The following is a 25,065-nucleotide window of genomic DNA, read 5'->3' as shown; positions in this document are numbered from 1 at the left end:
CCCGGCATGCTCTGATTTCGCGAATCGAGGGTGCCTGGCCGGTGAAGCTGCTGATCGTTCAGGCCCCGGCGGGGTATGGCAAGTCGCACGTGGCGCGGCAGTGGTGGCATCGGCTGGGCGCGGCGCAGGTGCCGCGCGGCTGGATCGGCCTTGACGAAAGCGACGCGTCGCCGGAGCAGTTCGTGGAAAAGCTGCTGAAATCGCTCACCGGGCTGGCGCCCGACACGGGCCCGCGGCTGCTGGCGTTGCTGCGGTCCGCCGTGGCCTTCCCCGAGCGGGAGTTGCTGGAGGGGCTGGCGCGCGCCGTCGTTCCGGAACAGGAGCGGCTGGTGCTGTTCCTCGACGATTATCATCTGATCCGCGGCACGCTCGCCGCCACTTTTGTCGAGCGGCTGATGAAGGCGATGCCGGCGCAGTTGAACCTGGTGCTGACCACCCGCAAGAAGCCGGATTTCCCGCTGGCGCGGCTGCGGCTGTCGGGCGATGTGCTGGAGCTGGGACAGGCGGACCTGCGCTTCACCGCGGAGGAGGCCGCGGCCTTCTTCGAAGGAAACTGCCAGGCCGTGCTTCCCGAACATACCATTGCGGAGATCCACGACCGAACCGAGGGCTGGCCCGCGGGGATGCGGATGGCGGCGATCAGCCTGTCGAACATGACCGGAACCGCCGCGACGCGGTCCGTCTTCGACCAGGCCAATGCGCAGGATCAGATCTCGGAATACCTGTTCGACGAGGTGCTGAGGCACCTGCCGGAAGACCTTGCCCGTTTCATGTTCGAGACGGCGGCGCTGACGCAGTTCTCGGTCGAGACCTGTGAGGGCATCCTGGGATGGCCCGACGCCGCCGACCGCCTGCGCGAGTTGGGTGAACGCAATCTGTTCCTGATCCGGCTGGACGGGCCGGAGGGGCGCTATCGCTATCACCACCTGTTTCAGGAGCTTCTTCTGGCGCGGGTCGGCGAGGCGCAGCGGCGCGACATCTCGGCCCGGGCGAGCCAGTGGTTCGAGAAGGAGGACCGGATCGTCGAGGCGGTGCGCCATGCCCTGCTCGCGGAGCTGGAAGAACGGGCGGTCCAGCTGGTGGAGAAGCACGCGGTGAACCGGCTGTTGCAGGGCTACGTGCTGGAAACCCGGCGGCTGCTGGACATGATCCCGGCGGACGTTCAGCGGGACAGGCCGGGAATCGTGCTGTGCCATCTGTGGCTGCTGATGCAGGGCGCCAGCCCCGAGGATGCGGCCACCCGGCTGGAAGAGGCCAGGCTGGCCATGGAGGTGCTGCGCGCGGCGGATCACGACGCGGGGATCGCACCGAGCGAGATCAGCGTCATGGAAGTCGGCATGCTGAGCGCGATGGAGAATTTCCCCGCCGCGAAGGAGAAGGGCAAGGGGTTGCTGGAACGGCTGCCCCCCGACCGCCCCCACCTGTCGGGGACACTGGCCAATATCCTGGGGCATGTCGATCTGGCGCTCGGCGAGCTTTCCAGCGCCCGGCGATATTTCGAACAGGCCCGGGCCGTCCATTCCGCGGCGCGGCATTACTTTGGCGTCTTCATGGCAGACCTTCTTCTGGGGCTGACCGAAAAGAACGCCGGCAACCTGCGCCTGTCCGAGCAGATCCTGCGCCAGTCGATCCGCGACAGCCAGGCGCGGCTGGGGCCGGGATCCTATCCCGAGGCGCTGGCCAGTGTGGCGCTTGCGGAAATCCTTTACGAATACAACGATCTGCGCGCGGCAGAGCAGTTGTTCCGTGAGCATCACAAGGTGGCGCGGTCCTGGGCGCTGGTGGTGCAGCAGATTTCCATAGACCTGCTGGAGATAAGGCTGCTGGCGGCGGCCGGGCACCGGGACGAGGCGGTCCGCAAGCTGGACCTTGCCAGCCTGCAACCCAAGATGAAGTTCGAGCGCTACCTGGACCGGCTGATTGCCGAGCGGCTGCGGCTGACCGCCGATCGCGCGGATGTCAGCCCGCCGCCCGGTCGGCCGCGGGCCGCCGGCCCCGGGGAGGAGGGGCCGGATTTCGTGCGGGAATTCGCGGCGATCGCCGTCATCCGGCGCATGATCGCGGAGGATGAATCCTTTGGCGCGATAAAGGCGACGGAGACATTGCTGGAACAGAACCACGCGGCGCAGCGCAAGCGCCGCGAGATCGAGGTGCTGGTGCTGCGGGCGCTGGCCTTTCACAACCTCGGACAGATGCAGGATGCCGGCGCCGCGCTGACGGAGGCGCTGCGCCTGTCCGAGGGGGAACGGTTCGTGCGTACCTTCCTCGACGAGGGGCCGCAGATCACCGATATCCTTCGGCACATCTCGCGGGATCCGTCGCTGACTGCCGACCCGGGCATTCGCAACTATATCAACCAGTTGCTGGCCGCCGCACGGGCGGGGGCCGCCGCGACCGCCCGCCCGGCCGCGCAGGGCGGGCAGGCGATGCTGCTGGAGGAGCTGACCCGGCGGGAGCAGGCGGTGCTGGCGCAGGTCGCCCTCGGCAACACCAACGAGGAGATCGGCGGCAACCTGGGTATGAAGCTGCCGACGGTGAAATGGCACCTCGGCAACATCTATTCCAAGCTTTCGGTGAAGAACCGGGCCCAGGCCATTCTGAGCGCGCAGCAGCTTGGGCTGATCCCGGCCCATACCAAAGTACGGGGCGGCTGAGACCGGACCCCCGACCTGCGACGGGTCCACGACCGCCCCCGGTCGCCTATGCATGATGAAGGGCGATTCGAAGGATGCGGAGGAACCATGGCGACCGGATTTCTGTTTCACGAGAGGTACATGTGGCACGACCCCGGCAGCGCCATCCTTGTCGTGCCCTGCGAGGGCGTGCATCAGCCCATGCCGAGTGCCGAAACCGCCGAAGGCAAGCGGCGCATCCGCAACATGGTCGAGGCGAGCGGGCTGAGCGACCACCTGGTGCCGCTGAAGCCGCGCCTGATCGCCGAGGCGGACCTGCTGCGATTTCACACGCAGGATTACCTCGATTACCTCAAGCAGGTCGACAGGACCGGCGGTGTCGCCGGCGAGTCGGTGCAGTTTTCGGCAGGCGGGTACGAGATCGCGCGGCTGTCCACCGGCGGTGTGCTGAGCGCGATGGAGGCGGTGTTGTCCGGCCATGTCGAGAATGCCTATGCGCTGGTGCGCCCGCCCGGTCATCATGCGGAGCGCGACCGCGCGCGGGGCTTCTGCCTTCTGGCGAACATCTCGGTCGCGATCATGGCCGCGCAGGCGACGCTGGGCGTGGGGCGCGTGGCGGTGGTGGACTGGGACGTGCATCACGGCAACGGGACCGAGCAGGCGTTCTATGACAGCGCGGATGTGCTGACGATCTCGATTCATCAGGACGGCAACTATCCGGCGGAAACCGGCGGGCATGACGCGCGCGGTGCCGGGGCGGGGGAGGGGTACAACCTGAACATCCCACTTCCCGCCGGATCGGGGATCGGGGCCTACAAGGCGGCGTTCGAGCGGGCGGTGCTGCCGGCGCTCGACGCTTTCGCGCCCGATCTGATCGTGATCGCCGCCGGGTTCGATGCCAACGGGTTCGACCCGCTGGCGCGGCAGATGCTGGACAGCGAGACCTATCGCTGGATGACCGCGCGGCTGATGGAACGTGCGGCGGAGCTGTGCATGGGCCGGCTGCTGGCGGTGCACGAGGGGGGCTATAGCGAGGCCTACGTGCCCTATTGCGCGATGGCGATGCTGGAGGAGATGTCGGGGCAGCGCACCGACGTCAGGGATCCGCTGCAGGAGGTTGTGGCGGGCTGGCCGGGACAGGACCTGCAGCCGCACCAGAGGGAGGCCATCGAACGCGCCATCGCGGGCCAGCCGGCGCTGCGCGAAAGGCAGGTCGCGCAGTGAGTGACCTGATCGTCATCCTGCTGAACGCCGCGACGCTGACCAGCATCCTGATGCTGGTCGGGCTTGGGCTGGCCATCATCTTCGGCCTGATGCGCGTGCTGAACCTGGCGCATGGCGAGTTCGTTGCCATCGGTGCCTTTGCCATGGTGGTGGCGCATGACGCGGGGCTCGGTTTCGTGGGGGGCTGGTGCTGGCGATGGCGGTGGGGGCCCTTGGCGGGCTGCTGCTGGAATGGGGCATCGTGCGGCATCTCTATCACCGGCCGATCCAGGCGATCCTGGCGACCTGGGGTGTCAGCCTGGCGTTCCAGCAACTGTTGCAACTGGCCTTCGGGACCGGAGCCCGCACGGTGCCCGCGCCGATCAAGGGCGCGGTGGAGATCATGGGCACGGCTTATCCCGCCTACCGGCTGCTACTGATCGCGCTGGCGCTGCTGATCTTCGTGGCCCTGGCCATCGCGATGCGGCGAACCTCACTCGGGCTGGACCTGCGGGCGGTGATCCAGAACCGGGAGATGGCGGAATCGGTCGGGATCAACACGGCGCGGACCTTCTCGATCTCCTTTGCCATCGGCAGTGCGGTCGCCGCCGTCGCGGGGGCGCTCGTGGCGCCGCTGGTGTCGATCCTGCCGCAGATCGGCGTGAACTACCTGGCCAATTCGTTCTTCGTGGTGATCGTGGGCGGTGTCGGCTCGATGGGCGGGGTGCTGGCGGGCAGCGCCTTCATCGGGGGGCTGGACAGCCTGATCGCCTACCAGCTGTCGCCCAGCCTGTCGCGCGCCATCGTCCTGTTGCTGGCAATCATCCTGGTGCGGTTCCGGCCGCAGGGCCTGGTGAAGCCATGAGCCCGCGGAACACCGGATCGGGGGCCCTGGGGGAGCTGTTCCGCAAGGACCGGAGCCACACGGTGATCTTCGTGGTGCTGGCGGGGCTGGTGCTGGTGGCGTCGCCCTTCCTCGATTACTACAACACGACGGCCGTGCGGGACGCGGCCATTTTCGGCCTGTTCGCCTTGTCACTGGATTATTTCTGGGGAAAGACCGGTCAGCTCAGCTTCGGGCACGCGGTGTTCTTCGGCGTGGGCGCCTATGCCTATGCGCTGGTCGCGCCGGGGCTGGGCGGCACCGCGGGCTCGCTGGCCGGGCTTGGCGCGGCCGTGGCCCTGCCGGTGGTGGTGGCCTGTGTCATCGGCTATTTCCTTCTGTTCGCCGGCATACGGGGCGATTTCTTTACCATCGTGACGCTGGCGCTCGGGGTGATCGCGCAGCAACTGGCGATATCCTGGGTGGCGGTCACCGGGGGCGATGCGGGCCTCGTCGGGGTGCCGCCGCTGACGCTGGGGGGGGTCGTGTTCTATTCGCCCACCAGCTCTCTCTACCTCGCGCTGGGCGCGCTTGTGCTGCTCTATTTCGTGGTCGCGATGCTGAGCGCGGGCCACACGGGCAAGGTGCTGACCGCGATCCAGTGCAACGAGACCCGCGCCCAGTCGCTTGGCTACGACACGTCGGCGGAGCTGCTGAAGGCGCTGATGCTGTCGGCGGGCATCGCGGGGCTTGCCGGGGCGCTCTATGCCGCCACGTCCGGCATCGTGGTTCCCGACCTGGTGGGCCTGCTGCTTTCGACCGAGGTGATCATGTGGGTCGTCGTTGGCGGGCGGGGCACGCTGGTGGGGCCGGTGGTCGGCACCTTCCTGGTGATGCGCTTTCAGCAGGAGATCTCCTCGGTCAGCGCGGCCTTGTGGCCGCTGGTCGTGGGTGTCGGCTTCGTCATCCTGGTCTTCACCGCGCCGAACGGGCTGTTGCCGTGGCTGGGCCGGCTCGGGCGCAGGCTGACAGGGGGGCGGATGTCATGAGCGATGCCGCCCTCGAAACCCGTCACCTTGCGGTAAGTTTCGGCGGGGTGCGCGCCACGCGCGATGTCTCGTTGTCGGTCGCGCCGAAGGAACTGGTGGCGATCATCGGGCCGAACGGTGCGGGCAAGTCCACGCTGCTGAACCTGATCACCGGCGTCATCAAGCCCGACAGCGGACAGGTCCTGACCGCCGGACAGGACATCACGGGCTGGAAGCCGCATCACATCGTGCGCGCGGGAATCGGACGCAAGTTCCAGGTGCCCAGCACCTTCGACGATCTGAGCGTGCGGGAGAATATCGAGGTTTCGCTGAACGGTCCCGGCGCCGCGCGTGGGGGCGGCATGAGTGTCGACGCCGTTCTCGAACGTGTCGGCTTGACGGCGAAGGCCGATACGCTGGCCTGCAACCTGTCGCACGGGCACCGCCAGTGGCTGGAGATCGGCATGGTTCTGGCGATCCGCCCGCGCGTGCTTTTGCTGGACGAGCCGACGGCCGGCATGACCCCGGAGGAGACCGCCCGGACGGCCGAGATCGCCCGGGAGGTCGCGCAGGTCTGCAGCGTCGTGGCGATCGAACACGACATGAGTTTCGTGCGCGCGCTGGATTGTCGGACGGTCGTGCTGCACCAGGGCGCCCTGCTGCGGGATTCGGATTTCCAGACGATCTCCGAGGACGAGGAGGTGCGCGACATTTACCTGGGGAGGCATACATGATCCTGTCGGCACGGGACCTGACCGGCGGGTACGGCACCATCAACGTGCTGAACGACCTGTCCTTCGAGCTGGGCGAAGAGGAGGTTCTGACCGTCATCGGCCGCAACGGTGTGGGCAAGACCACCCTGATGCGGGTGCTGACCGGCCATCTGCCGAAATCCGGCGGCACGATCCGGTTCCTGGACAAGGACACGGGCGGAATGAAGCCCTACGCGCTTGCCCGCGCCGGGATCGGGTACGTTCCGCAGGGCCGGCAGATCTTCGCGAAGCTGACGATCGAGGAAAACCTGTTGACCGGCATGCGCGCGGCGGGCGGCCATGACGCCGATGCCATGGAGGACGTGCTGGAGCTGTTCCCGCGGCTGCGCGAGCGTCTGGGCCAGATGGGCGGCACGCTGTCGGGGGGCGAGCAGCAGCAGCTTGCGCTGGCGCGCGCGTTGTGCGGCAAGCCGAAGGTGCTGCTGCTGGATGAGCCGTCGGAAGGCATTCAGCCCAATATCGTCGATCTTATCGGCGACCTGATCACCCGGATCGTGAAGGAGCGGCGGTTGTCGGTCCTGCTGGTCGAGCAGAACCTCAACCTGATCCGCACCGCCGCCCATCGCTGCCTTGTCATGGACAAGGGAAAGATCGTGGCCGAAGGCCCGCCCACGCTCTTGGACGACGAGGAATTCGTCGCCCGTCATCTGGCCATCTGAAAATGAACCAACAGGAGAAAACCATGAGTATCTCGAGACGACAAATGCTGAAATCCACCGGGGCGGCGGGTGTGCTGGCCTTCGGGGCGCCGTCGATCCTGCGCGCCGCCGACGTGATCAACGTGGGCGTCACGGCGCCGATCACCGGGCTGTCCGCGATCCTGGGCGAGACGCTGGCCAACTGTTACAAGCTGGCCGCGGCGCAGCTGAATGCCAAGAACGGCATCGGCGGGCGAGAGGTGAACCTGATCATCGAAGACAACCAGACCAGCACCAAGGGCGCGGTGGACAAGGCGCGCAAGCTGCTGTTCTCGGACAATGTGGACGTGATGATGGGCGGCATCCTGAGCCTGGAGCGGACCGCGACGCTTTCGGTCACCGGCCCGGCCAAGAAGCTCTATGTCTACCCGACCTATTTCGAGGGCGGGGAATGCGACCCCTTCATGATCGCCACCGGTGGCGTGCCCAACCAGCAGATCGACAATTACGTGCCCTGGCTGATCGAGAATGTCGGCAAGACCTGCTACATTCAGGGGTCGGATTATGCCTGGGCGCAGGTGTCGTCGAGGATCATCCAGGAGGCCTTTGAAAAGCACGGCGGCGAGGTCGTGGGCGTGGACCTGTTCCCCTTCGGCACGCAGGATTTCGGCCCGTCGATGCAGAAGGTGCGCGAGGTCGACCCCGACATGGTCTGGACCATGGTCGTGGGCAACGACGCGATCACGGCGGTCAAGCAGTACCGCAGCTTCGACATGAAGCCCGACTACGTGACCCAGGCCTTCGACGAGGTCTTCACCACCAGCGCACTGCCGGATGGCGAGGCGGAGGGCATGCTGTCGGCACAGTCCTACTTCACCACCATCGACAGCCCCGAGAACGCCGCCTTCGTCGCGGCGTATCGCGAGATGTTCGGGGAGAATGCGCTGGTCAACTCCATTTCCGAGGCGGCCTACACGGGGTTCATGCTCTACGCGGCGGCGGTGGAGCAGACGGGCGGCGCGACGGATGCCGAGGTGGTCGAGGCGATGACGAGCATGACGTTGGAGGCGCAGCAGGGCACGGTGTCGGTGTCGCCCGAAACCAATATCATGTCCACCAACTCCATCATCGGCCGGGCGCGGGCAGACGGGCTGTTCGATATCGTCGAGCATTTCGGACGGGTCGAGGCGAGCGATCCGAACTGTTCGCTGAGCTAGGCGGGGAAAGGCCGCGGGCGTTCGGGGCTTTTGCCCGGTGCCCGCGGCAAACATGGCAGGCGGCCGGTTCGACAGACGAGGAGCGGGACATGAACGTGGTAGAGGCGTCGATCGCGGATTTGCAGGCGGCACTCGCGTCGGGGGAGACAACGGCGGAGGCACTGGTGTCGGCCTATCTCGACCGCATCGCCCGGTTCGATCAAGGCGGGATCCGGCTGAACGCCGTGCCGGTGCTGAACCCGGATGCCATTGCAGAGGCGCGCGCGTCGGATGCGCGCCGGGCCGCGGGGCGACCGCTTTCGGCGTTCGACGGGATCCCCTATACCGCCAAGGACAGCTACAAGGTGCGCGGCATGACCGTGGCCAGCGGCTCGCCGGCCTTTGCGGATCTTGTCGCCAACGAGGACGCCTTCGTCATTTCCCGGCTACGTGCGGCGGGCGCGATCCTGATCGGTCTGACGAACATGCCGCCGATGGCCAATGGCGGGATGCAGCGCGGGCTCTACGGGCGGGCCGAATCCCCCTATAACGCCGATTTCCTCACGGCGGCCTTTGCCTCGGGCTCCTCGAACGGCTCGGGCACCGCGACGGCGGCAAGCTTCGCGGCTTTCGGCCTCGGCGAAGAGACATGGTCGAGCGGCCGGGCGCCCGCCGCGAACAACGCGCTCTGCGCATACACACCCAGCCGTGGGGTGATTTCGGTTCGCGGCAACTGGCCGCTTGTTCCGACGATGGACGTGGTCGTTTCGCATACCAGGAGCATGGCGGACATGCTTTCGCTCCTCGACGTGCTCGTCGCCGACGATCCCGAGACCGAGGGCGATTGCTGGCGGATGCAGCCGTGGGTTTCGATACCGGCGGCCTCGCAGGTTCGGCCGGACTCGTATTCCGCCCTGGCCGATACGGCGACGCTGGAAGGCCGGCGCTTCGCGCTGCCTGCGATGTATATCAACGCCGATCCGGAGGCGGGGACCAACCCCGCGGGCGGCATCGGCGGCCCCACGGGTCAGCGGATCGACACCCGGCCCTCCTTCGTTCGCCTCATGGAGCGTGCGCGCGCGGCGTTGGAGGCGGCCGGGGCAGAGGTGGTCGTGACCGACTTTCCGCTTGTCACGAACTACGAAGGCGACCGCCCGGGGGCGCCCACGATCCGGAGCCGCGGCCTTGTCCCGGAGGCGTTCTTCAAGCGCGAAGTCTGGGACCTGTCGGTATGGTCGTGGGACACGTTCCTGCGCCTGAATGCCGATCCGCGGTTGAGCCGCCTGAGCGACGTCGACGGCGCAGCGATTTTTCCCCAACCCGAGGGGGCCCTGCCGGACCGCTATTTCGGGTTCGAGCACGACATTGCCGAATACCCGGCCTTTGCCCGCGCGCAGGCGGTCGAAGATTTCCGGGACGTTCCTGGGGTCGCGGAGGGGCTCGAGGGGCTGGAGGCGACGCGGCGCGAAGATCTGGAGGACTGGCTGGACAAGCTCGGGCTGGACGCGGTGATCTTCCCGGCGGTGGCCGATATCGGGCCTGCGGATGCCGACGTTACACCGGCCTCGGCCGATCTGGCATGGCGCAACGGCACCTGGGTGGCGAACGGAAACCTGGCGATCCGCCATTGCGGCGTTCCCACGGTCACCGTGCCGATGGGCATTGCGGATGATATCGGGATGCCGGTCGGCCTGACCTTCGCGGGGCGGGGCTGGTCCGACAACGACCTGCTCTCCTGCGCCAGTGCGTTCGAGGCCACCGGGCCCTATCGCGTGCCTCCGCCGAGAACGCGTTGACGGGCGCTACGCGGGGAAGGAGCGGGGCGGCGGATCCGGGATCGCACGGCGAAGGGTCATCTGGCCGAAACCCTTCGCCGGTCGGGATTTGAGTGTCGGCTCAGCTGTGGCGGATCTCGGTGCCAAGAACCTTGAGGCATTCGCGCATGAAGGCGGCCAGCGCGGTCCAGCCCTTGGCCGAGACCATGGTGCCGTCGACATAGGCTTCCTTGGGGTCGGCATCGTAATAGGTGCCGCCGACGGCGGTCACCTCGGGGGCGCAGGCGCCGAGGCCGGCGACGGTCTTGCCCTTGAGCACCCCGGGCACCGCCATCAGGATCTGTACCCCGTGGCAGATGGTGAAGATCGGTTTGCCGGTGTCGTGGAAGTGCTTGACCATCGCCTGGATGCGCGGGTCGGTGCGGATGTATTCCGGGCCACGGCCGCCGGCCGCATAGACCGCGTCGTAGCTGTCGAGCTCGGCTTCGGCCTCGGAAAAGGTCTTGTTGATCTCGGCGTTGTGGCCGGGCTTCTCGGTGTAGGTCTGATGCCCCTCGAAATCGTGCAGCGAGGTGGCGATCATGTCGCCTGCCCTCTTGTCGGGGCAGACCACGTGGACGGTGTGGCCGACCGCCTCCATGCCCTGCTGGTAGACGTAGATCTCGTATTCTTCGGTGAATTCTCCGGTGAGCATGAGGATTTTCTTGCCGCTCATCTGTGCCTCCTGGCGTCTTGGGTGGGTCGGTCCGGCCCCGGGTAGGCCGGACCGTGTTCGGGGGTGATCAGAACGGGGAGTCCGGGAAATAGAACTGGTCCGCGTTCTCGGGGGTGATCAACGGTGCGTCCAGCTTGAACGAACCGCGCATCGGGGCCTGGCCGGCGAACTGAGCCGCCGTCATGTACATCGCCGAGGCGATCATCGACGGCGGGTAGGGGGTCGAGATCGGCGTGCGCTCGTCGCCGGCTTTCACCATCTCGATCACCTGCTTCATGCCGTTGCCGCCAAGGGCGTATTTCACGTCGTCCCGGCCGGCCATGTCGACCGCCTCGAGCACGCCGAGCAGCATGTCGTCGTCATTCGCCCAGACCGCGTCGATGTTGGGATACTTGCCGAGGTAATCCTGCATCAGCGTGAAGGCCTCGTCCTGGTTCCAGTTGGCGTACTGGATGTCGAGGATCTCGATGTCGGTTTTCTCGATCACCTCGGTGAAGCCCTGGATCCGCTCGTCGTCGATCACGGTGGGGATGCCGCGCAGCACGACGATCTCGCCCTCGCCGCCAAGCTTCTCGACCAGCCATTCGGCGGTGTTGGCCCCCACGGCGATGTTGTCCCCGGCGACGTAGAGGTCCTGGATCGATTCGTCGGACAGGCCCCGGTCGACGACGGTGATGAAGGTGCCGTTCGAGGCGACCTGCTCGACCGGGCCGGTCAGTTCCTCGGAGGTGAATGGCAGGATCACGAGGGCGTCAAGCTCGTTGGTGGCCGACAGATCCTCGAGCGATGAGACCTGGGCCGTGGCCGAGGAGGCCGTCGAGACGATGACGTCGATATTGGGATAGGCGGCCTCGAGCTGCTTTTCGGCTTCCTGCGCGTGGTAGACCACGCCGCCGGTCCAGCCGTGGGTCGCGGCCGGGATGGAGACCGCGATGGTGAACTCCTTGTCCTGGGCCTGGGCGACGGTCGCGGTCAGCCCCCCTGCGAGTAGTGCGGCCGACACGAAGGTCGTACCTGTTTTCCTGTTTTTCATCTTCCCCTCCTCCGTTGGGTGATAGTAAGCCCGCGTTTCTAGCGGGCACTTGTGAAGCGGTGAGCCAGCATGGCGATGATGATGATCGCCCCCTGGACCGCGGCCACGAGGTACTCGGACACCATGTCCGACAGGACCATGACGTTGGCGATGACCTCGAGAATGAGTGCGCCGGCGACGGTGCCCCAGATATGGGCCTTGCCGCCGCGCAGGAGCGTGCCGCCGATGACGACGGCGGTGATGACCTGCAGCTCCCAGAGCTGGCCGGTGGTGGGCGTGGCGGCGCCGAGGCGCGGCACGTAGCAGATCGCCGCGACGGCGACGCAGAAGCCCTGGATCACGAAGGCCATGGTGCGGATGCGGCCCACGTGAACGCCCGAGAAGCGCGCCACGTCGGCGCTGGAGCCCACGGCGGTGACCCGGCGGCCGTATTTCGTCCGGTAGAGGATGAAGGCGCCGAGCAGGGCAATCACCAGGGTGATCAGCACGGGGTAGGGCACGCCGAGGAAATCGCCGAAATAGACCGGGCGGTAGGCGCTGCGCAGGCTGTTGTCGATCGACAGCGAGCCTCCATCGGTCATGAAGGTGATGAACGCGCGGAATATCCCCATCGTGCCGAGCGTGACGATGAAGGGTTCTATTCGCCCGACCGTGACGATGAGCCCGTTCAGCAACCCGCAGAGCGAGCCCACCGCCAGGGCCACGAGCGCGCCGGCCGGAATGGCCCAGGCCCCGAGCGAGGGGGCGAGCGCGTTCATCGCCATGATCATGACGCCGACGACAAAGGCCAGCATCGAGCCGATCGACAGGTCGAGCCCGCCTGTGGCGATGACGAAGGTGGCGCCGACGCCGATGATGGCGATGAAGGCGCTGCGCGTGATGACGTTGAGCAGGTTGTTCGACGACACGAAGTTCGAGTTGATCAGGGCGCCCAGCAGGACGATCACCGCCAGCGCGATGAACGGGGCCATGTCGCCCCAGCGGATCCTGAAGCCCTCGCTTTCCGGCGTGTCTGCGATTTCGGCGCTGCTCATGCGCGTTTCCTCCCCTCGGTCCCGGTGCCGCTGCTTGCGGCGGCATAGACGACGTTCTGCTCGGTGATGTCTTCCCCGGTCAGTTCGGCCACGAAACGTCCACCGCGCATCACCAGCACGCGGTCGGAGAGGCCGACGAGTTCGGGAAGTTCGGACGAGATCACCACGCAGGCCTTTCCGGCCCTCACCAGGTCGTCGATGAAGCGGTAGATCATCGTCTTGTTGCCGATGTCGATGCCGCGTGTCGGTTCGTCGATGATGACGACGGACGGGTTGGCCTGCATCACCTTGGCGAGCAGGAGTTTCTGCTGGTTGCCGCCCGAAAGCTGGCCGGCCTCGACCGACAGGGCGCGGACACGGATGTCGTAGTCCTGCACCGCCGCCGTGAGCGTGGCGCGTTCCGTCCGGCGGTCGAGCCGCAGGCCGGGGTTGATCGTGTTCAGCGCCTGCAGCGTCAGGTTCGGCCCCAGCCCCTCGTTCAGCAGCAGCCCCTTGCCCTTGCGATCCTCGGTCAGGTAGACGACGCCCGCCGCCATCAGCGTGCCCACATCGGGTTTGACGACGGGCGTGCCGGCGACCCGGATCGCGCGCGCCTGGGCGGGGCGGAGCCCCATCAGGCCTTCGATCAGTTCCGTGCGGCCCGCGCCGATCATGCCGCCGATGCCCAGCACCTCGCCCGGCCGGACGCTGAAGGAGCCGGAGACCTTGCCGTGATCTACGGAAAGCTCGTCGATCACCAGGATCGGGTCGGCCGTGGCCGGTCCCCGTTTCGGCGGGTAGAGCATCGAGAGTTCGCGCCCGACCATCAGCTCGGCCATCTGGCGCTGGTTCAGGTCCTCTGCAGGCCAGGTGCCGATCATCTTTCCGTCGCGCAGGACCGTCACCCGGTCGGCGATCGCCTCGACCTCTTCCAGCCGGTGCGAGATGTAGAGGACCGCGACGCCCTGGGCGCGAAGCTTGCGGACGATGCCGAGCAGCGCGTCGACCTCGTCATTGGCGAGCATCGCGGTCGGTTCGTCGAGGATGATCACCTTGCGGTCGTCGAGCAGGGCGCGGGCGATCTGGACGAGCTGGCGCTGGGCCAGGGGCAGGTGGCCGACCAGAGAGGTGGGGCGTGCCACCGACCCGACCCGTGCCAGCACCTCGGCCGTGCGCCGGTTCATCCGCTTGTCGTCGACCGCGAAGAAGCGGGAAAGCTCGCGCCCGAGGAACAGGTTCTGGGCCACCGTCAGGTCGGGCGCGAGCAGAATTTCCTGGTGGACCAGCACGATGCCCGCATCCTCGGCCTGGACGGCATCGGCGAAGGCGACCGGTGCGCCGGCCATCGACATGGTGCCGTCGGTCGGCGCCGCGTGGCCGGAGAGGAGCTTCATCAGCGTCGACTTGCCGGCGCCGTTCTCGCCGATGATCGCGTGGACCTCGCCCGGCCGGATGTCGAGCGTCACGTCGCTCAGGACGGTGATGGGCCCATAGGCCTTGGACAGGCCTTCGGCATGCAGCACCGCATCCTGCGTGGCAAGGGTGCCCGCCCTATCGGTCGCCGGCCGGTTCATTCGAAGGCTGCCGCAAGCCGGTCACGCGACCGGGCGATGTGATCGTGCATCGCCAGGCGGGCGGCCTCTGCATCGCCGTCGCGGAAGGCGGCGAGCAGGCGCTCGTGTTCTTCCAGCGCCTCCTGGGTGACGCGGGTGTGGAACATCAGGCGGAAGATATGCAGGTGGATGTGCCGGTCGTTGAGCGCCTGGCGCACGAAGCCGTTATCGGCCACGCGCAGGATCTCGTCGTGGAAATGCGCGTCGGCCCGGGCGAAGCGCGAATACCGGCTGTTGCGGTCGACAGGCGGTTCACCCTTTTCCATGTCGGCCGCCGCGGCCTCGATGCGGGCGAGGGATTCGGGCGTCAGCTTCATGCAGGCCTGGCGCGCGCTTTCGGGTTCGAGCATGAGGCGGAACTTGTAGAGGTCGTCGAATTCCTTGTGGGTAAGCTGGGGCGAGGCGGAGTAGCCGATGAGGTGCGCCTTGCGCACGAGGCCCTCGCGCTCGAGCCGGGTGAGGGCTTCGCGGACGGGCGTTTGCGAGACGTTCAGTTCGCGCGCAAGCCCGTCGATGGTGATGCGCGCGCCCGGCGGGATTTCCAGCGACATGAGGCGCTCGTAGATTCGTTCGTGAACGCTATCGGCAATGCTGGAAGGCCGCACGAACCCGCCCTTCTGGTCGTGATCCGTCGTTACAGCCATGCGCTCCTCCCCGGTCTTCAGCATCCTTGACAAGGCTGACCTTAACACCGATAGGATGTCGTATGTCAAATACAATATCATATACGATCTGATTCAGGGTGACGGTGCCGGGCCGGGCTTCGGCCCTGCCGAGGCGGCTGCAGGACGACATATGCGCCCTTTCCGGAAAGGGCGCGCGCAGAGGACAGGAGACGAGATGACCCTATTCGGCACGATCAGAGCCCCGAGAGAATTGATCTTCGGCAGTGGCCAGCGCAACGCCCTCGGAAAGGTCGCGGCGGGCCTCGGCAAGCGGGCGCTGGTGGTGACCGACGAGCGGCTGGCCGGTGACGCGGATTTCGGGGCGATGGTCGCGCAGCTGAAGGAGGCGGGGCTGGCGGTGCGGGTCGATGGCTCGACCCTGCCGGATGTGCCCACGGATACCGCGATTGCCAGCGCCGAGGCGGCGCGCGACTTCGCGCCCGACCTGGTGATCGGTGTCGGCGGCGGCTCCTGCCTCGACATGGCGAAATGCGTGGCCGTGCTGTTGACCCATGGCGGCAAGCCCGAGGATTACTACGGAGAGTTCATGGTGCCGGGCCCGGTCATGCCACTGATTGCGGTGCCGACCACGGCGGGCACGGGCTCGGAGGCGACGCCGGTGGCGGTGCTGTCGGATGCCGGCCGGCAGCTCAAGGTCGGCATCTCGTCGCCGCATATCATTCCCACGGTCTCGATCTGCGACCCTGACCTGACACTGACCTGTCCGCCGGCTCTTACGGCCATTGCCGGGGCGGACGCGCTGACCCATGCGATCGAGGCCTTTACCGCGATTCGCCGCGCGCCCGTGCCGGGGCTGGCACAGGAGCGGGTCTTCGTCGGCAAGAACGCGACATCGGACCATTTCGCCCTGACCGCCATCGGCCTGCTGTGGGAGGGGCTCGAGACGGCGTGCCGCGATGGCAGCGATGCCGGTGCCCGCGCCAGGGTCATGCTGGGCGCGACGACTGCGGGGCTGGCCTTCGGTGTCGCCGGCACCGCCGCGGCCCACGCGATCCAGTACCCGGTGGGGGCCCTGACCCACAGCGCGCACGGGGCGGGGGTGGCCTGCCTGATGCCGTATGTCATGGCATGGAACGCCCCCGAGATCGGGCCGGAGCTTGACCGGATCGCCGAGGTGATCGGCCTGGCCACCGGCGCGGAGGTGATCCCGGCCATCGCGGCGCTTTTCGGGCGCATCGGCATTCCCCGCACGCTGCGCGAGCTGGGGCTGGCCGAGGACAGGCTCGACTGGGTGGCGGAGCAATCCTGCGGCATCGCCCGGCTGATCCAGAACAACCCGCGCCCCTTGCCGCCCGAGGACATGCGGCGGCTGGTCGGGGCGGCCTATCACGGCGAGCTGGCCGTGCTCGAAACCAACTGACGGAGACGTAAGAATGACGCTCGACACCGCCTTTACCGGCACCGCCGATCCTTCGCGCCACGCCGAAGGTCTTTTCATCGGCGGCAAGTGGGAGGCCGGGGCCGGCATTCCCGTGACCGACCCCTCGACCGGGAACACGCTTGCCGAGGTGCCCGATGCCGGAATCGAGGACGCGATGCGGGCGGTGGACGCCGCCGAGGCCGCCGCGGCCGACTGGCGCCGCACCCCGCCGCGCCAGCGCTCCGAGATCCTGCGCCGGTGGTTCACGCTGATGACCGAACAGGCCGAGGAGCTGGCGCTGCTGATCAGCCTCGAGAACGGCAAGGCGCTGGCCGATGCGCGCGGCGAGGTCGCCTATGCCGCCGAGTTCTTCCGCTGGTACGCCGAGGAGGCGACGCGGATCGGCGGCGAATTCCGGCACACGCCATCGGGCGCACACAATATCCTCGTCGATCACGAACCGATCGGGATCGCCGTTCTCATCACGCCGTGGAATTTCCCGGCGGCAATGGCCACGCGCAAGATCGGCCCGGCGCTGGCCGCGGGCTGTACCGTCATCCTCAAGCCCGCCTCGGAAACCCCGCTGACAGCCTATGCCATGGCCCGGCTTGGGGCCGAGGCCGGGGTGCCGCCGGGTGTTGTCAACGTGCTGACCACCTCCAGCCCCGGGCCGGTCACCTCGGCCATGCTGGCCGATCCGCGGGTGCGGAAACTGTCCTTCACCGGGTCGACCGGCGTGGGGCGCACCCTTCTGGCCGAGGCCGCGAAGTCGGTGGTGAGCTGTTCGATGGAGCTGGGCGGCAACGCGCCATTCGTGGTCTTCGACGATGCCGACCTGTCCGCCGCGCTGGACGGGGCGATGGTGGCCAAGATGCGCAACGGCGGCGAGGCCTGCACGGCTGCGAACCGGTTCTACGTGCAGGCGGGCATTCACGACGCCTTCGTCGAGGGGCTGACACGGCGCATGGCCGCGCTGAAGCTGGGGCCGGGCTATGACCCCGAAACCCAGTGCGGGCCGATGATCACCACGCGGGCGGTGGAGAAGATCGACCGGCTGGTGGCGGAGGCCGTATCGCGCGGGGCGCGGACCACCACCGGCGGGGCGCCGGTGGATGGCTGCGGCCATTACTACCCGCCGACGGTTCTGGAGAACGTGCCGACCGACGCCGCGCTTGCGCATGAGGAGATCTTCGGCCCGGTCGCCGCCGTATACCGCTTCGAGACCGAGGAGGAGGCGATCCGGCTGGCCAACGAAACCGAGTACGGCCTTGCCGCCTATGTCTATTCGCAAGACATCATGCGGGCGATGCGCGTCGGGCGGGGGATCGACACCGGGATGGTCGGCATCAACCGCGGGCTGATGTCGGACCCGGCGGCCCCGTTCGGCGGCACGAAACAGAGCGGCCTGGGGCGCGAGGGCGGTGTCACCGGCATCCTCGAATTCATGGAGCCCAAGTATTTCGCCGTCGAGTTCTGAAGGCCAAAAAGGACGGACAAGGCGCAGCGCGACCTCTACCGCAACCGCGACTTCATCCCCGATTTCGACGCCATCATGGCGGAAACGGAGGCGCAAAGCCGCGCCTTTGCCGACCGGTCGCGCGTCGAGCGGAACGTGAGCTACGGCGAGACGCCGCGGCAAAGCTTCGACCTTGTCTTTCCGCCCGACCCGGCGCCCGGCGCGCCGCTGCACATGTTCATCCATGGCGGGTACTGGCGCGCCGGCAGCAAGGAGGCCCATACCCTCGTCGCCGCCCCCGTCGTGGCCGCCGGGGGCATCGCGGCACTCGTGGGGTATGACCTGATGCCGCAAACGCGGCTGGCGGAGATCGTCGGACAGGTGCGGTCGGCGGCGCGGCATCTGGCCGGACTGGCGCCCGATCTGGGGGCGGACCTGGCGCGCTTCACCGCAAGCGGCCATTCCGCCGGCGCGCACCTGGCCTCGCTTCTGGCCGCCGAGGCGCCGGGCGACGCCGGGCCGCCCGCCACGCCGGATCTGCGGGGTATCCTGATGGTCAGCGGACTCTATGACCTGTCCGGCATTCCGGGGTCCTTCCTGAAGGACGAGGCGAAGATGCGGGAGGAGGAGGCAAACGACTGGTCACCGCTGAGCGGGCAGCATGTTCCGGGCCCGAGGCGCATCATCACCCGTGGCGAACAGGAGACCGCGCCGTTCCAGGATCAGGCGGTTTCCCTCTCCGACCTGTTGGAACGCGACGGACAGGAGGTGGAGCTCAGGACGGAGCGCGGGGCCAATCACCTCACGATCGTGTTCCACCTTGCCAACCCGGAAGCGCCACTCGGCCGGCGGCTCTACGATCTGGTCAGGCTGTCCTGACGCGCCTGCCCGGAGGGCCGGGCGCCGGGGAAGGGGGGCACGGTTCGTTGGAAGCCAGGTTGAGAGCGTGTGCGCCATGGGTCACGGTGGCGGGACCTTTCTATCGGGATGATGCTTTACTGGAACTCGCGGTGTCCGGTGCGTCACACCGAGCCGTTGGCCGGCCAGATCGAGCAGTATGACCTGCTACTTGTGGGTCCGGGTTCTTTATATGGCGGAAGTGGTGCCCGGGGGCGGAATCGAACCACCGACACGAGGATTTTCAATCCACTGCTCTACCCCTGAGCTACCCGGGCACGGGGAACGGCGGGGCCGTTCGGGTGGAGGCGTTCTAGGCGAGGTTCGAGGGGGTGTCCAGAGGGAATTCGCGGCAATTTCAGTGCGGTTTGCCGTCGGGGCGGTCGAGCTCGTCGAGCGCGCGTTCGGCGTCTTCGGGAACTTCGGAGGGCACCGCGTAATCGCCGCGGATCCACTTGCCGAGGTCGATGTCGGCGCAGCGTTTCGAGCAGAACGGGCGGTAGCGTGTGTCTGACGGTTTCGCGCAGATCGGGCAGGTCATGAGAGCACCTCGGAGAGCGGCACCCGGTCGCGCTTGCGCTGGAGCTCGTAATGGCCGAGCGGGGTCCAGCCGGCGAGGGCGGTTTCGGTGGCGTCGTGGCGGAAGGCGGCGCGCAGGGTGGTTTCGAACTGGCGGCGGTCCTTCTTGCCCATCGGCGCGAGGTCGAGCGTGATCTGGCCGCCGAGGCCCCGGAGGCGGAGCTGGCGGGGGAGGTCTTTCGCCGCCGCGAGGTTGGCCTTGAGGCCCGCGGCGGGGGAGGTGTCGCCGCCGGTGTTGACGTCGACCGCCACCAGCGCGCGGGTGGGTTCGATGTAGCACGAGGCGCCGCCGGGCAGGGGGGCGAGGGGGGATTGCAGCGCGTCGAGCGCGTCGAGCACGCCGTGATCCTCGAACGCGTCGGGGGTGTCGGCGACGGTCGCCTCCATCACCCAGTCGCGCCAGGCAAGCTCGTGCGGGCCGTCGCCCTCGGTGAGCTTCTCGGGCTCGCCCGTGCGGTCGGCGGTGACCTGTTCGGCCATGGCGGCCATGGTGCGGATATCCTCGGCGATGGCGTCGGGATCGGCGCCGGCGCAGGAGGAGCGCAGGATCAGGCCCATCTCCGCCCCGCCCATCTCCTCGTGCGCGATCTCGAGCAGGCTGTCGCGGATGTCGTCGTCGCGGATCTGGCGGGAGATGTTGAGGCCCGGCGCCTCGGGGGTGACGATGGCGTAGCGGCTCTTGAAGAGGAGCTTGGAGGAGACCGGCACCGCCTTGCCCGGCTCGGCATAGCCCGTCACCTGCACCAGGATCGGCTCGCCCGGCGAGAGGCCCCTGACCTGCCGCAGGAAGACCGGGCCGTCGGAGGTGTTCAGGAACATGCCGCCCTGGCCCTTCATCGGCCGATCGGCGCGGGCGCGGTAGATGGCGCCGGGGCGGGGGCGGTCGCTGTCGATCAGCAGGTCGGTGAGGCGGCCGTCCTCGATCAGGGCGGCGGCGTCGCGGCCATTCACGGCGCCAAGGGCGATGACGGTGCCTTTCATGGCGTTCCTTTCCAGATCGGGTGCCCGGCGGCGCGCAGGAGGTTCGCCGTTTCGGCCAGCGGGAGGCCGACGACGGCGGTGAAGGAGCCGCCGATCCACGGGATGAGGGCGCCGGCGGGGCCCTGGATACCGTAGCCGCCGGCCTTGCCCTGCCAGTCGCCGGTGGAGAGGTAACCCGCGATCTCCTCCTCGGTGAGGCGTTTCATGCGGACGGCGGTGACCACGTCACGTTCCCACAGCCGCTCGCCGCGTTTCACGGCGACGGCGGTGATCACCTTGTGGCGGCGGCCCGACATCAGGCGGAGGAAAACCGCCGCTTCGCCTGCGTCGGCGGGCTTGCCGAGGATGCGGCGGCCGACGGCGACGGTGGTGTCGGCGCAGAGCACGGTGTCGTCGGCATCGGCGGTGACGGCCGCGGCCTTCTGCCGCGCGATGCGCACGCAGTAGGGGCGGGGCAGTTCGCCCGTCCGGGGGGTCTCGTCGATCTCGGGCGGGCGGATGTCGTCGGGTGACAGCCCGAGCTGCGCCAATAGTTCCAAGCGCCGCGGACTGCCAGATCCGAGGATGAGTTTCATCGGGTTTTCAGACGCTTACTTGAAGCGGTAGTTGATCCGACCCTTGGTCAGATCGTAGGGGGTCATCTCGACCTGCACCTTGTCGCCAGCCAGAACACGGATGCGGTTCTTGCGCATCTTCCCTGCCGTGTGTGCGATGATTTCATGGCCATTTTCAAGCTCGACCCGAAATGTCGCATTGGGCAGGAGTTCCTTCACGACACCGGGAAATTCGAGCGTATCTTCCTTGGCCATGACGTCTCCATTGTTGATCGCCCCGCCTGAACGCGGAACGTTGCTTACATGATCCCATTCGCCGTTTATTTCAAGGCTTTTATCAGCGCAGCCGTTCGGCCGTGACATAGGTGTCGCGCCCGTCCTGTTCGGCCCAGTGGGTGCGGCCCAGCACGCTGCCGTCGGCGCGGACATGGGCGATGGCGGCCGGGTCGACCTCGGCATAGGTCCAGCCGGGGGTGTTCATGCTGCCCTCGGCGATGATGCCGGTGGGCGGGAACCCGGTGTCGGGCGGGCCGAAGATGCCGCCCATGCCGGTGTTGCCGTCGACATGTTCGCACCATTCCGCCGTGCCCACGAGCGAGGCCATGGCCGAGACGCATTGCGTTTCCAGCGCCCGGGCCATGGCGCCGATGCGGACGCGGGAATAGCCGGCCAGCGCCTCGGTGCAGGAGGGCACGAGGATCAGGTCGGCATCGTGCAGGGCGCGGCCCAGTAGGGGGAATTCCGAATCGTAGCAGATCAGGATGCCGATCCTGCCGAGTGCCGTGTCGAAGAGGTGCAGCGGGCCGCCGCCGATCACGTCCATCGCCTCGCGCTCGTAGCGGGTCATGAGCTGCTTGTCCTGGTGGGCGACGCTGCCGGTCGGGGTGAAGACGTAGGCGCGGTTGACCGGGCGGGGGCCGAAATCGGCGTCGTAGACCGGGGCGGAGGCGCCGACGATATGCACCTTGTACTTGGTGGCCAGCTCGGAGTGGAGGCTGTTGGCGTCCTCCATCCGCTCGGAGACGGCGACCATGCAGCCCTCGTTATCGGCGGCGGTCTCTGCCCCGGCGAGCGTGGCCAGCTCCATGGCGCCATATTCGGGGAAGAGCAGCAGCTCGGCGCCCTGGCCGGCGGCCTCGGCGACCCAGGCCTCGATCTTGGCGGCGTAGTCGGCCCAGCTTTGATGAAAGTCGAGCGGGTAGGCGGAGGTGGCGATTTTCATGTCATCGTTCCGGTTAGGCGGCTTTGTGCGCCCTGTTTAACCGGATCGCGGCGGCGAGGGCCAGAGGGGAGTGGCGCGGCGCGGTCAGCCGCCCGGTCAGTTTCCCTTGGCGCAGAACAGGTCGTAGACCACTTCGAGCACGCGCTTGGGCCGGTCGTCGGCAAGGCTGTAATAGATCGTCTTGCCCTCGCGGCGGGGCACCACCAGCCCCTCGACCCGCAGGCGGGAGAGCTGTTGCGACACGGCGGCCTGTCGGGCCGACAGCAGCCGTTCCAGCTCGGTCACCGATTTTTCGCCCGTGACCAGGTGACACAGGATCATCAGCCGCCCCTCGTGGCTGATCGCCTTGAGGAAATTCGCGGCTTCCTGCGCGTTTTCCGCCATCTGCGCCCTGTCCTCGGCGCTGAGCGATGTGTCGAATACCGGCAGTGTCATGCCCCTGTCTCCCAAGCCCCTGCCACTTTTTACTGCCTTCGCGGGGGATGTGCAAAAGCCCTGTCGCCATGCGGCCGGGCATTGGGCCGAAATTGCCACAGCCTGCCTGCCGATTGACCGGGCAGGGCGCTGATAGGGCACGGGCCGGTGCCGCGGCCGTGATCCGAAATTGCCGGGCGGCACTTGCAGCCCCTCTGGCTCACCACTAAGACTCTCTTAGCACCTGATCCGTTAAGGGTCGGACACTCAAGCAGGCAGGCCGATTATGAAAGACCCATTCGAAGTATACATGAACACGCTCGTGCCCATGGTCGTCGAACAGACCAGCCGGGGCGAACGGGCCTACGACATTTTCTCGCGCCTGCTGAAGGAGCGGATCATCTTCGTCAGCGGCCCGGTGCATGACGGCATGTCGAGCCTGATCGTGGCGCAGCTTCTGCACCTCGAGGCGGAGAACCCCTCGAAAGAGATCAGCATGTATATCAACAGCCCCGGCGGCGTGGTCACCAGCGGGCTGTCGATCTACGACACGATGCAGTACATCAAGCCCAAGGTTAGCACGCTGGTCGTGGGGCAGGCGGCGAGCATGGGCTCGCTTCTGCTGACGGCGGGGGCCAAGGGGATGCGGTTTTCGCTGCCCAACAGCCGAATCATGGTGCACCAGCCCTCGGGCGGCTACCAGGGGCAGGCCACGGATATCATGATCCATGCCGAGGAAACGCTGAAGCTGAAGCGGCGGCTGAACGAGATCTACGTCAAGCATACCGGCCAGACGCTGAAGAAGGTCGAGGATGCGCTGGAGCGTGACAACTTCATGGACCCCAGCGAGGCGAAGGCCTGGGGGCTGATCGACGATATCGTGGAAAACCGGGTGAAGGACCCGGATGAAGGCGCCTGATCGGCGGGAATGCCGGCGAAACGGGCGGGGCCATTTTTCACGTTGAGGTGACTGGGGCTCTGTCTTAAGCTGGCGGCAAGCGAATGGAATACATGGGTCAGGCCTGACCCGGAAGTCGGCGGGGCACGGCCCGAAAGGTTACGAATGGCGAACAATTCCAACGGCGACAGCAAGAACACCCTGTACTGCAGCTTTTGCGGAAAAAGCCAGCACGAGGTGCGAAAACTGATTGCCGGGCCGACCGTGTTCATCTGTGACGAATGTGTCGAGCTGTGCATGGACATCATCCGCGAGGAAACCAAGAGCGCCGGCCTGAAATCGAGCGAGGGCGTGCCCACGCCGCGCGAGATCTGCGACGTGCTCGACGATTACGTGATCGGCCAGTCGATGGCCAAGCGGGTGCTGTCGGTGGCGGTGCACAACCACTACAAGCGGCTGAACAACTCGGGCAAGAGCGAGATCGAGCTGCAGAAGTCGAACATCCTGCTGATCGGCCCGACCGGCTGTGGCAAGACGCTGCTGGCGCAGACGCTGGCGCGGATCCTCGATGTGCCCTTTACCATGGCCGACGCGACCACGCTGACCGAAGCGGGCTATGTGGGCGAGGATGTGGAGAATATCATTCTCAAGCTGCTGCAGTCGAGCGAGTACAATGTCGAGCGTGCACAGCGCGGCATCGTCTATATCGACGAGGTCGACAAGATCACACGCAAGAGCGAAAACCCCTCGATCACCCGCGACGTGTCGGGCGAGGGGGTGCAGCAGGCGCTTCTGAAGCTGATGGAAGGCACGGTCGCCGCGGTGCCGCCGCAGGGCGGGCGCAAGCATCCGCAGCAGGAATTCCTGCAGGTGGACACGACCAACATCCTGTTCATCTGCGGCGGGGCGTTTGCCGGGCTCGACAAGATCATCTCGCAGCGCGGCAAGGGTAGCGCCATGGGCTTCGGCGCCGATGTGCGTGACGTCGACGCCCGCGGCATCGGCGAGGTGTTCACCGATCTCGAGCCGGAAGACCTGCTGAAATTCGGGCTGATCCCGGAATTCGTCGGCCGCCTGCCGGTGATCGCGACGCTGGAGGACCTCGACGAGGAGGCGCTTGTCACCATCCTGACCGAGCCGAAGAACGCGCTGGTCAAGCAGTACCAGCGCCTGTTCGAGCTGGAGGATGCGCAGCTCACCTTCACCGACGACGCGCTCAAGGCCATCTCCAAACGCGCCATCGCCCGCAAGACCGGGGCGCGCGGGCTGCGCTCGATCCTCGAGGATATCCTGCTCGACACGATGTTCGAACTGCCGGGCATGGAGAATGTCGAGGAAGTGGTCGTCAACGAGGAGGCTGTCACCTCCGACGCGGCGCCGCTGATGATCTATGCGGATGCCAAGAAGGAAGGCACCAGCGCGGGCTGAGGGCCGCCTGACCGAAGGAAACGAGAACGCCCGGCACTGTCCGGGCGTTTTCGCGTCAGGCCCGGCTGGCCGGGGCAAATCGGGCGTCGCGGCACTGGACCTTTGCCGCCATATGCGCCATACGGATTGAAGCGATGACCGGAGGGT

The 25,065-nt window shown here is 67.1% G+C and carries 24 protein-coding genes, 1 tRNA gene and 1 pseudogene; 14 read left to right on the top strand and 12 right to left on the bottom strand.

The genetic code is table 11. The features are described from left to right. The first annotated feature begins 41 nt into the window (after positions 1 to 41). The 9 genes and pseudogenes from RLN94_RS11330 (at position 42) to RLN94_RS11290 (ending at position 10,090) form a co-directional block, all read left to right on the top strand. Positions 42 to 2,654 carry a winged helix-turn-helix domain-containing protein gene (locus RLN94_RS11330; RefSeq protein WP_350122845.1) on the top strand — a complete coding sequence of 871 codons (2,613 nt, stop codon included), beginning with the start codon at positions 42 to 44 and terminating at the stop codon, positions 2,652 to 2,654. An 87-nt stretch (positions 2,655 to 2,741) separates the two neighbouring features. Then, the gene (locus RLN94_RS11325; protein ID WP_350122848.1) at positions 2,742 to 3,857 is read left to right on the top strand and encodes a histone deacetylase-like amidohydrolase; all 1,116 of its coding nucleotides are present in this window, start codon (positions 2,742 to 2,744) and stop codon (positions 3,855 to 3,857) included. Then, positions 3,854 to 4,003: pseudogene (locus tag RLN94_RS11320) on the top strand (ABC transporter permease subunit); the annotation flags it as partial. The gene RLN94_RS11325 and the pseudogene RLN94_RS11320, both read left to right, overlap by 4 nt. A 41-nt stretch (positions 4,004 to 4,044) precedes the next feature. Next, entirely contained in the window at positions 4,045 to 4,701 is a 657-nt protein-coding gene (locus RLN94_RS11315) for an ABC transporter permease subunit (RefSeq protein WP_350122851.1), read from the top strand. Next, positions 4,698 to 5,708: a branched-chain amino acid ABC transporter permease gene (locus RLN94_RS11310; RefSeq protein ID WP_350122854.1), complete on the top strand. Its 1,011-nt coding sequence runs from the start codon at positions 4,698 to 4,700 to the stop codon at positions 5,706 to 5,708. The genes RLN94_RS11315 and RLN94_RS11310 overlap by 4 nt, the downstream gene beginning before the upstream one ends. After that, positions 5,705 to 6,421 carry an ATP-binding cassette domain-containing protein gene (locus RLN94_RS11305; RefSeq protein WP_350122858.1) on the top strand — a complete coding sequence of 239 codons (717 nt, stop codon included), beginning with the start codon at positions 5,705 to 5,707 and terminating at the stop codon, positions 6,419 to 6,421. Before RLN94_RS11310 ends, RLN94_RS11305 begins: the two co-directional genes overlap by 4 nt. After that, positions 6,418 to 7,119, top strand: a complete 702-nt coding sequence (locus tag RLN94_RS11300) for an ABC transporter ATP-binding protein (protein WP_350122861.1) — start codon at positions 6,418 to 6,420, stop codon at positions 7,117 to 7,119. Before RLN94_RS11305 ends, RLN94_RS11300 begins: the two co-directional genes overlap by 4 nt. A gap of 23 nt (positions 7,120 to 7,142) precedes the next feature. After that, complete coding sequence (locus RLN94_RS11295) at positions 7,143 to 8,315, top strand: substrate-binding protein (RefSeq protein WP_350122864.1); 1,173 nt, start codon at positions 7,143 to 7,145, stop codon at positions 8,313 to 8,315. A gap of 89 nt (positions 8,316 to 8,404) precedes the next feature. Then, on the top strand, positions 8,405 to 10,090 hold the full coding sequence (locus RLN94_RS11290; RefSeq protein WP_350122867.1) for an amidase: 1,686 nt from the start codon (positions 8,405 to 8,407) through the stop codon (positions 10,088 to 10,090). A 100-nt stretch (positions 10,091 to 10,190) separates the two neighbouring features. On the opposite strand, the gene RLN94_RS11285 is transcribed toward RLN94_RS11290, so the two are convergent. The 5 genes from RLN94_RS11285 to RLN94_RS11265 form a co-directional block, all read right to left on the bottom strand. Further along, the gene (locus tag RLN94_RS11285) at positions 10,191 to 10,784 is read right to left on the bottom strand and encodes a DJ-1/PfpI family protein (protein WP_350122870.1); all 594 of its coding nucleotides are present in this window, start codon (positions 10,782 to 10,784) and stop codon (positions 10,191 to 10,193) included. 67 nt (positions 10,785 to 10,851) lie between these two features. After that, the gene (locus tag RLN94_RS11280; RefSeq protein ID WP_350122873.1) at positions 10,852 to 11,817 is read right to left on the bottom strand and encodes a substrate-binding domain-containing protein; all 966 of its coding nucleotides are present in this window, start codon (positions 11,815 to 11,817) and stop codon (positions 10,852 to 10,854) included. Positions 11,818 to 11,855: 38 nt separating this feature from the next. After that, complete coding sequence (locus tag RLN94_RS11275) at positions 11,856 to 12,851, bottom strand: ABC transporter permease (RefSeq protein WP_350122876.1); 996 nt, start codon at positions 12,849 to 12,851, stop codon at positions 11,856 to 11,858. Further along, positions 12,848 to 14,404 carry a sugar ABC transporter ATP-binding protein gene (locus RLN94_RS11270; RefSeq protein WP_350122878.1) on the bottom strand — a complete coding sequence of 519 codons (1,557 nt, stop codon included), beginning with the start codon at positions 14,402 to 14,404 and terminating at the stop codon, positions 12,848 to 12,850. The genes RLN94_RS11275 and RLN94_RS11270 overlap by 4 nt, the downstream gene beginning before the upstream one ends. Continuing rightward, complete coding sequence (locus RLN94_RS11265; RefSeq protein WP_350122881.1) at positions 14,401 to 15,087, bottom strand: GntR family transcriptional regulator; 687 nt, start codon at positions 15,085 to 15,087, stop codon at positions 14,401 to 14,403. Before RLN94_RS11265 ends, RLN94_RS11270 begins: the two co-directional genes overlap by 4 nt. 196 nt (positions 15,088 to 15,283) lie before the next feature. Here RLN94_RS11265 and RLN94_RS11260 point away from each other — a divergent pair, with 196 nt between their 5' ends. From RLN94_RS11260 to RLN94_RS11250, 3 genes are all read left to right on the top strand, one after another. Next, positions 15,284 to 16,489, top strand: a complete 1,206-nt coding sequence (locus RLN94_RS11260; RefSeq protein ID WP_350122884.1) for an iron-containing alcohol dehydrogenase — start codon at positions 15,284 to 15,286, stop codon at positions 16,487 to 16,489. Positions 16,490 to 16,502: 13 nt separating this feature from the next. Further along, positions 16,503 to 17,966 carry an NAD-dependent succinate-semialdehyde dehydrogenase gene (locus RLN94_RS11255; RefSeq protein ID WP_350122887.1) on the top strand — a complete coding sequence of 488 codons (1,464 nt, stop codon included), beginning with the start codon at positions 16,503 to 16,505 and terminating at the stop codon, positions 17,964 to 17,966. Positions 17,967 to 18,041: 75 nt separating this feature from the next. Further along, a complete protein-coding gene (locus RLN94_RS11250; protein WP_350122890.1) occupies positions 18,042 to 18,824 on the top strand; it encodes an alpha/beta hydrolase in 783 nt (260 codons plus the stop codon). A gap of 221 nt (positions 18,825 to 19,045) precedes the next feature. On the opposite strand, the gene RLN94_RS11245 is transcribed toward RLN94_RS11250, so the two are convergent. The 7 genes from RLN94_RS11245 to RLN94_RS11215 form a co-directional block, all read right to left on the bottom strand. Continuing rightward, positions 19,046 to 19,120: transfer RNA gene (locus tag RLN94_RS11245), tRNA-Phe, on the bottom strand. A gap of 80 nt (positions 19,121 to 19,200) precedes the next feature. Then, the gene (locus tag RLN94_RS11240) at positions 19,201 to 19,383 is read right to left on the bottom strand and encodes a DNA gyrase inhibitor YacG (protein ID WP_350122893.1); all 183 of its coding nucleotides are present in this window, start codon (positions 19,381 to 19,383) and stop codon (positions 19,201 to 19,203) included. Next, positions 19,380 to 20,402: a ribonuclease E/G gene (locus RLN94_RS11235; RefSeq protein WP_350122896.1), complete on the bottom strand. Its 1,023-nt coding sequence runs from the start codon at positions 20,400 to 20,402 to the stop codon at positions 19,380 to 19,382. Before RLN94_RS11235 ends, RLN94_RS11240 begins: the two co-directional genes overlap by 4 nt. Continuing rightward, the gene (locus tag RLN94_RS11230; protein ID WP_350122899.1) at positions 20,399 to 20,977 is read right to left on the bottom strand and encodes a Maf family protein; all 579 of its coding nucleotides are present in this window, start codon (positions 20,975 to 20,977) and stop codon (positions 20,399 to 20,401) included. Before RLN94_RS11230 ends, RLN94_RS11235 begins: the two co-directional genes overlap by 4 nt. A 15-nt stretch (positions 20,978 to 20,992) precedes the next feature. Next, positions 20,993 to 21,211: a translation initiation factor IF-1 gene (gene infA, locus RLN94_RS11225; protein ID WP_005978431.1), complete on the bottom strand. Its 219-nt coding sequence runs from the start codon at positions 21,209 to 21,211 to the stop codon at positions 20,993 to 20,995. Positions 21,212 to 21,293: 82 nt separating this feature from the next. Next, on the bottom strand, positions 21,294 to 22,178 hold the full coding sequence (locus RLN94_RS11220) for a carbon-nitrogen hydrolase family protein (protein WP_350122914.1): 885 nt from the start codon (positions 22,176 to 22,178) through the stop codon (positions 21,294 to 21,296). 96 nt (positions 22,179 to 22,274) lie between these two features. Next, entirely contained in the window at positions 22,275 to 22,613 is a 339-nt protein-coding gene (locus RLN94_RS11215) for an ArsR/SmtB family transcription factor (RefSeq protein ID WP_350122917.1), read from the bottom strand. A gap of 265 nt (positions 22,614 to 22,878) precedes the next feature. Here RLN94_RS11215 and RLN94_RS11210 point away from each other — a divergent pair, with 265 nt between their 5' ends. Then, on the top strand, positions 22,879 to 23,511 hold the full coding sequence (locus RLN94_RS11210; RefSeq protein ID WP_350158972.1) for an ATP-dependent Clp protease proteolytic subunit: 633 nt from the start codon (positions 22,879 to 22,881) through the stop codon (positions 23,509 to 23,511). A 144-nt stretch (positions 23,512 to 23,655) separates the two neighbouring features. Next, positions 23,656 to 24,918, top strand: coding sequence for an ATP-dependent Clp protease ATP-binding subunit ClpX (gene clpX, locus RLN94_RS11205; protein WP_350168973.1), 1,263 nt, complete (start codon positions 23,656 to 23,658; stop codon positions 24,916 to 24,918). Positions 24,919 to 25,065 lie beyond the last annotated feature (147 nt).

The organism is Roseovarius sp., from assembly GCF_040223625.1.
In the GTDB taxonomy this organism is placed as follows: Bacteria; Pseudomonadota; Alphaproteobacteria; order Rhodobacterales; family Rhodobacteraceae; genus Roseovarius.
Note: the sequence above shows the minus strand (reverse complement) of the source record. Positions and strands in the feature narration are given on the sequence as shown.